A 6,198-nucleotide genomic window follows, 5' to 3' on the forward strand; every position below is an offset into this window, starting at 1 on the left:
AAGGCGTGGGTGGTCGTGAAAGGGCGTTGGAGAGAAAGTGGTGGGGGCTGCTTTCTGTGAATGTTTAAAAGCGTAAAAATGTATCTCTGTAAAAGTGGCGAAAAAGCAGGTCCGTGAATGGTGGGTGCTTTTGGGAGGGTTTATAGATGCGGTGGAAGATTGATGAGAGGGGGCAAAAGGTTTTGTGGGGCATCAAGGTGAGAGGTATGGGTGGTGAAGGGATGCTGGTGTGGGTGTATGTTAAAGGTGGTAGGGGGCGTAGTGGAGTGTTGGTGGAGTAGATTGCTGGGAGTGGTTGCGTATGGAATGGACATAGGTGCTCAAAGAGTACTGTACAAAGTAGAGTTGTATGGCATGTGATATTTTCCTTTGTTTTCTTGAGGAAAAATCTGTTTTGCCAAGGTGAGGGTTGGGTGCGGTCTTGGAGGGTGGGGTGTTGGTGATGCGGTTTGGGGCGTCAAGGCGTGGGTGGTCGTGAAAGGGCGTTGGAGAGAAAGTGGGGGCTGCTTTCTGTGAAATTGTAAAAGCGTGGACAGGTACTGTATTCCCTGCGTTTGTTGGTGTTGATGTGTGCGGTGGAGAGATGGGGGTGTTGGCAAGGCAAAATGGTGGAGAGGTGTTAAGATGAGGCGGTGGGGCGTGTGAGAGCAGCTTTTGTACAAGGCTTTTTGAGTTTGAAAAGAAGAGGTGGTGAGGCGTTAAGGGGAAAAGAAAGGGTATGAGAGGGAGATGAACACTGGGGATAAAAGTTTCCAAAGGGGAAAGAAAAATGTGCAAGGCGCAGATAAGGTGGGGCGAAGGGAGTGTTGGAGGAAGATGAAGGTGAAGAAATAGATGGGGGTATAAAGAGGTCTAGAAAGAGAGGCTGAGAGCTGGATATGTTAACCAATGGGCTCAAGGGAAAGATGAAAACTTTGTAGGTTAAAGCTTTTGACAGCTCTAGGGAATAAACACAAAAAGAAAAACCTTTGCCTTTTTGTTGGATTTTTGTTCACAAAACTGAGAAAATAGGGTATGAACACTGAAAAAATTATGCGCACTGTAAAGGAATTTATTTTTTATGTCAAAAGAAGAAGTTTTAGAATTTTCTGGAATCGTGACTGAACTCTTACCGAATGCGATGTTTCGTGTAAAGCTAGAAAATGATCATGAAATTATTGCTCATACCGCTGGAAGAATGCGTAAAAACCGTATTCGTGTGTTAGCAGGGGATAAAATCATGGTGGAAATGACCCCTTATGATTTGACAAAAGGACGTATTACCTATCGCTATAAATAAGTCAGGGGTTGTTTTTTGTAAAGCGTTCCTACTTCTTTCTAAAAGACCTTGATGTCTGTTCTTTTTTAGTAAAAAATGAGAACAAGTGAAAAATTAAAGTAATATGAGAGATGCGTGAGGTTATATTAAAGAATATTCATGGCGTCAAAATAAATTGGGTGGGGGCTTAAAATCATTCTGGGGGGGTAAAAATGATAAACTTAAAGAAAACCTTCTTAGGAAAAGAGCGTTTGAAGAAAAATCCTGATGAAGAAATCCTCTTGGTGCTTGCTTCTGCTTCACCCCGTCGTTTGGCACTTTTAGCGCAGATTGGTCTTGATCCTCATGAGGTTTATGCAACCAATCTCGATGAGACACCAAAGTTAAAAGAACATCCTGCAAATCTTGCCAAACGGTTGGCAAAAGAAAAAGCCCTTAAAGCGCAAGAGGCTTTGTTATGGTACAGCCAACATGATAAAGAGGAAACCGCGCGGAAAATGATCATCTTGGCTGCTGATACTGTGGTGGCTGTGGGGCTCACCATTCTTCCTAAACCAGAGGGTGAAGGTGAGGCATATGAATGTTTGCGCTTCCTTTCGGGACGTGCTCACAAGGTCTATACCGCCATTTGTGCGCTCAATGAAGCTGGAAAAATAACCATAAAATTAGTGGAAAGTTCTGTCCGTTTTAGACGCTTGACGACTCCATTGATGGATACATACATTGCTTCTAGAGAATGGGAGGGAAAGGCTGGTGGCTATGCCATTCAGGGAAAAGCTGGTGCTTTTGTCGTCCAGCTTGCCGGCTCTTATTCCAATGTGATGGGATTACCATTGGCTGAGACAATGGATCTTCTCATGCATTATCGTTATCCTGTGCTTTCCTATTGGAATGGGGAAATGCGTTAGAAAAGTTTATGCACCAGGTAAAACCAATGATACAGAATACAAAACAATCAAAAAGGGAGACGCACAATGAAAAAAAACAAACGGTAGAAAAAGTCAGGAATAGCTGTCAACAAATCACACAGACACAACAAACACTCAAAAAATCAGATTTAACACAATCAGAAACTACTCCAATCCGCCCTCCGCATCCTTGTCCCATTTGTGGTCAAATGGCACAACAAAACACCTATCCTTTCTGTTCAACACGATGCCGCGCTATTGATCTTAATCGATGGTTGTCTGGTGCTTATATCTTGCCTCCACCACCGCAAGTTAGTGATGAAGAAGAATAAACAGGCATTTAACGTTAGAAATGCGGCTTGAGAAAAGGGAAAATATTTGAGGCTTGCGAGAAAAGTTAGGTGTCTTTTTCAGAACAAGGCGTTGGAGAGGGTGAGGGGCCAGATGGTTTTAGCTATCATGAGAGATTTGGGATATAAGGAGATTTTAGCTTTTGAAAGCAAAGGCAGAGATTTGTCTCTCAGAGAGTTTCTTTTGAGCTGTGATGAAGGTTTGAAGCTTACGAGAGAAGTGGGGCGACTTTTCAAACACAAGGTATGAGAGTTGAGAAGAGAGCAGGTGGTTTGAGTTGTCATGAAAAGATTTGGGATATGAGGAGATTTTAGCTGAAAGAACAAAGTCAAGGATTTGGATTTCAGGAATTGCTTCTTTGTTGGGTTTACGAATCTCATATTATGTTTTTTTCAACAAGCTTGTTGTTTCATATAGGCGTTCAGCTTTTGGTCTGAACTGATCGCACTATCGAAAAGTTGTGATGAAGAATAAAATCATCAGCTGCTTAACGGCGTTAGAAATGCGGCTTGAGGCAAGGGGAAATATTTGAGGCTTGCAAGAGAATGTGAGAGGCAGAGGGTTTTCTTTGAGATAAAGTGGGAATTGCCGATAAGGGAATGTTTTGGGGAATTTTAGCCTTATGAAGAATAAAGATACGAGCAGGCATTTTAATCTTAGAGAGTTGCTTTTGGAATGGGGGGAAGATTTGAAACTGATGGGAGAAATTGGGTGTCTTTTGAGAACGAAGCATTCAAGCTGAGGGGTGATGAGGTGCTTTCGTCAATATGGCAATAATTCTTGGGGGCTTTAGCCTTGAGAGAACAAAGAGAAGATTGGATACCTAGAGTTGGGGAAATTGGGGGAGGTGTCTCTTAGAGAATTGTCTTTTGGGGCTTTGGTGAAGATTTGAAGCTTGTGAGAGAAGTGGGGCGTCTTTTAAAGAACAAAGCATGAGAGATGAGGTGGTTTTTGTTGTCATGTGAAGATTGGAGGTATAGGAGGCTTTAGTTCTAGAGAGAAAAGGCAGGGATTTGTCTCTCAGAAAAGTGCCTTTTGAGTTTGAAAAGAGGTCGAGTGTTTGAAGGTGGTGGGAAAAGTTGAAGCGGGTGTGGGAAAAGAACTGGGCGTTTGTGGTGAAGAGGGGCTTGGAAAGAGGGGGGAAAAGGGAGGTCTTTTAAAAAACAAAATATCTTCAAAGTTAAAGAGCATTTTATCCAGAATAAAATAATCAATGTGAGAACATAATCCCAAAAGTGGAAAAACAAAAGTGGGAGAGACACAATCCCTCATGCCAATTTATTTTTAAATCAACATAAGGGATTTTCTCTTCTTTCATAGGGAAAAAGGTTAATTCTTTTGCATCATTTTCCAGATTTTTCCATCAGACATATACATAATCTTTTGTCCTGTCGTTATTTTTTGTATGCTGTTATTGATATGGAGTGAAGAACTAAGCGCTGCTTGATGGTCTATAAAAATTGATTTCCATTTCAATAAATGAGCCTCTGGTAAAGAGATATTGGGTGACCACGAACCATTTCGTAAACGAATGGCGATAAGCTCTTCCTTTTTTAAGGCATCAGAAATCGTTTTCGCAGATAGATCTTTGCCATTGCTAATGCGGACGTTCTTTGTTACCGGCGAGGTTAAGCCTCCAAGGTCGCTGATATTATTTATGCAATAACTGAGGTTACACGCTATTTGCACAACGTAAGAATCTTTACAGATCCCTTGTGCAGAGGCTTCTTGCAACGCTTGGTATGGTGTACCGCTTTTATCGGCTGTAGGATTGAAAAAAATGGAGCTTTGTGGACTCAAGACATAACAGGAGGAAAGCTGTCTTTTCCAACGAGAATGGTCTTCAACAAAACTTGAAGAATTATAGAGTTTGCCAAAGGTGCTTGGTACTTCTATGACACCGACCGTTGTTGTTTTACCAGTGATAAGATCCGATATGGTGCCTGTAACAAGATTGCCATTCTTGGAAACATCTAATTGATATCGACGGCCAAGCTGCCAGGGAAATTCAATTTCACATCGTACTCCAGAGTCCTTATGGGTAAAATGCTTACATTTATCACTTTTCCATCCCGTTGCATTCCAGATAGAGAAGTGAACAGTGCGGGCGCCTCTGTTGAATAAACCAATATATCCACTTTTCCCATCTTTGAACTGAAATTGGTTGCCCCAAAAATAGATGGCATCAGCTCCACCATCGTAAGTTATTTGCTGAGAAAAAGACATGCTATCGAAGAATGTATTATGGCGCCATGTGTGTTGCATCGTAATAACTTTACCAGCAAAAACAGCATAGCTTGGTTTGCTTATCAGAAGAAATAAAAATATTAAGAACAGCTTTTTTATGTTGCACTGCATATTTTAGATCCTTTACTTTTATAAAGTCAATGTAAGTACACCTCATCATAGATTAAGTATAGTTTAAATAAAAAATGCGATAAATACTATGTTTTTTTATTTATATTATATTTTATAAAATATTATTTCATTTAAAGCAAAAAGCGTATTTTGTACTTTCTTTAGATCTTCGAATGCAAAGCTTAATGGTGGGGTGTTGATAGTGAAGTTTGGATGGTAGGGGATTGATGATGAAGAGCTGGTGGTGAGATGTTGACGTCGTGAAAGAGTGTTGGGGAGGAGGTTATGATAGTTTCGGTGAATATGTAAAAGTGTAAAATGTGTATCTGTAAAAGCGTGGACAGGTACTGTATTCCCTGCGTTTGTTGGTGTTGATGTGTGCGGTGAAGAGATGGGGGTGCTGGCAAGGCAAAATGGTGGAGAGGCGTTAAGATGAAGCGGCGGAGTGTGTGAGAGCGGCTTTTGGTAAGGTTTTTCAAGTTTGAAAAGAAGAGGTGGTGGGGCGTTAAGGGGAAACGAAGGGTATGAGAGGGAGATGAGCACTGGGGATAAAAGTTTCCAAAGGGGAAAGAAAAATGTGCAAGGCGCAGATAAGGTGGGGCAAAAGGGAGTGTTGGAGGAAGATGAGGTTGGCAAGATATAAGCCCCATACAACCAGTGATGAGGATCAATAGCGCGGCATCGTATTGAACAGAAAGATAGGCATTGTGTTGTGCCATTGACCATAAATGGGACAAGGATGCAGAGAGTGGTGGAGAATAGACCTGAGTGTATGAGATGGATTTTCCATGTATGTCATTCATCATAAGATGACTATGAAAAGAGATTGGATGAGAGCTTTTTCTTGATGGTCACTTTGCGGCTTTCTGTGAAATTGTAAAAGCGTAAAAATGTATCTCTGTGAAAGTGGTAAAAGAGCAGGTCCGTGAATGGTGGGTGTTTTTGGGAGGGTTTATAGATGCGGTGGAAGATTGATGAGAGGGGGCAAAGAATTGGGGGCGTAAAGGTGAGAGGTATGGGTGGTGAGGTGCTGGTGTGGGTGTATGTTAAAGGTGGTAGGGGGCGTAGTGGAGTGTTGGTGGAGTAGATTGCTGGGAGTGGTTGCGTATGGAATGGACATAGGTGCTCAAAGAGTACTGTACAAAGTAGAGTTGTATGGCTTGTGTGGGGGGGGTGGCAATGCGGTTTGGGGCGTCAAGGCGTGGGTGGTCGTGAAAGGGCGTTGGAGAGAAAGTGGTGGGGGCTGCTTTCTGTGAAATTGTAAAAGCGTAAAAATGTATCTCTGTAAAAGTGGTAAAAGAGCAGGTCCGTGAATGGTGGGTG

General features: G+C 42.0%; 7 protein-coding genes. 5 read left to right on the forward strand and 2 right to left on the reverse strand.

Going from position 1 to position 6,198, the window contains the following annotated elements; genetic code table 11:
- Positions 1 to 146 precede the first annotated feature (146 nt).
- The 5 genes from PVV69_RS09050 (at position 147) to yacG (ending at position 2,498) form a co-directional block, all read left to right on the forward strand.
- Positions 147 to 281 (forward strand): hypothetical protein, encoded by a 135-nt coding sequence (locus PVV69_RS09050; RefSeq protein ID WP_273757245.1) that lies wholly within the window; start codon positions 147 to 149, stop codon positions 279 to 281.
- Positions 282 to 496: 215 nt separating this feature from the next.
- Positions 497 to 628: a hypothetical protein gene (locus PVV69_RS09055; RefSeq protein WP_273757246.1), complete on the forward strand. Its 132-nt coding sequence runs from the start codon at positions 497 to 499 to the stop codon at positions 626 to 628.
- 432 nt (positions 629 to 1,060) lie between these two features.
- Entirely contained in the window at positions 1,061 to 1,279 is a 219-nt protein-coding gene (gene infA / locus PVV69_RS09060) for a translation initiation factor IF-1 (protein WP_004857577.1), read from the forward strand.
- Positions 1,280 to 1,470: 191 nt separating this feature from the next.
- Positions 1,471 to 2,166: a Maf family nucleotide pyrophosphatase gene (locus tag PVV69_RS09065; RefSeq protein ID WP_273757247.1), complete on the forward strand. Its 696-nt coding sequence runs from the start codon at positions 1,471 to 1,473 to the stop codon at positions 2,164 to 2,166.
- Positions 2,167 to 2,192: 26 nt separating this feature from the next.
- Positions 2,193 to 2,498, forward strand: coding sequence for a DNA gyrase inhibitor YacG (gene yacG, locus PVV69_RS09070; protein WP_273757248.1), 306 nt, complete (start codon positions 2,193 to 2,195; stop codon positions 2,496 to 2,498).
- 1,348 nt (positions 2,499 to 3,846) lie between these two features.
- Here the strand turns inward: yacG and PVV69_RS09075 are convergent.
- Positions 3,847 to 4,875: a DUF3472 domain-containing protein gene (locus PVV69_RS09075; RefSeq protein WP_273757249.1), complete on the reverse strand. Its 1,029-nt coding sequence runs from the start codon at positions 4,873 to 4,875 to the stop codon at positions 3,847 to 3,849.
- A gap of 1,046 nt (positions 4,876 to 5,921) precedes the next feature.
- On the reverse strand, positions 5,922 to 6,198 hold a 277-nt coding region (locus PVV69_RS09080), incomplete at its 5' end, for a hypothetical protein (RefSeq protein ID WP_273757250.1).

Origin of the sequence: Bartonella sp. MM73XJBT, from assembly GCF_028618465.1 — a bacterium.
Lineage (GTDB): Bacteria > Pseudomonadota > Alphaproteobacteria > Rhizobiales > Rhizobiaceae > Bartonella.

Excerpts from the sequence above, each read along its gene's own strand:
- infA (WP_004857577.1), top strand. The coding sequence starts at position 1,061 with ATGTCAAAAGAAGAAGTTTTAGAATTTTCTGGAATCGTGACTGAACTC.
- yacG (WP_273757248.1), top strand. The coding sequence starts at position 2,193 with ATGATACAGAATACAAAACAATCAAAAAGGGAGACGCACAATGAAAAA.
- PVV69_RS09065 (WP_273757247.1), top strand. The coding sequence starts at position 1,471 with ATGATAAACTTAAAGAAAACCTTCTTAGGAAAAGAGCGTTTGAAGAAA.
- PVV69_RS09075 (WP_273757249.1), bottom strand. The coding sequence starts at position 4,875 with ATGCAGTGCAACATAAAAAAGCTGTTCTTAATATTTTTATTTCTTCTG.
- PVV69_RS09050 (WP_273757245.1), top strand. The coding sequence starts at position 147 with ATGCGGTGGAAGATTGATGAGAGGGGGCAAAAGGTTTTGTGGGGCATC.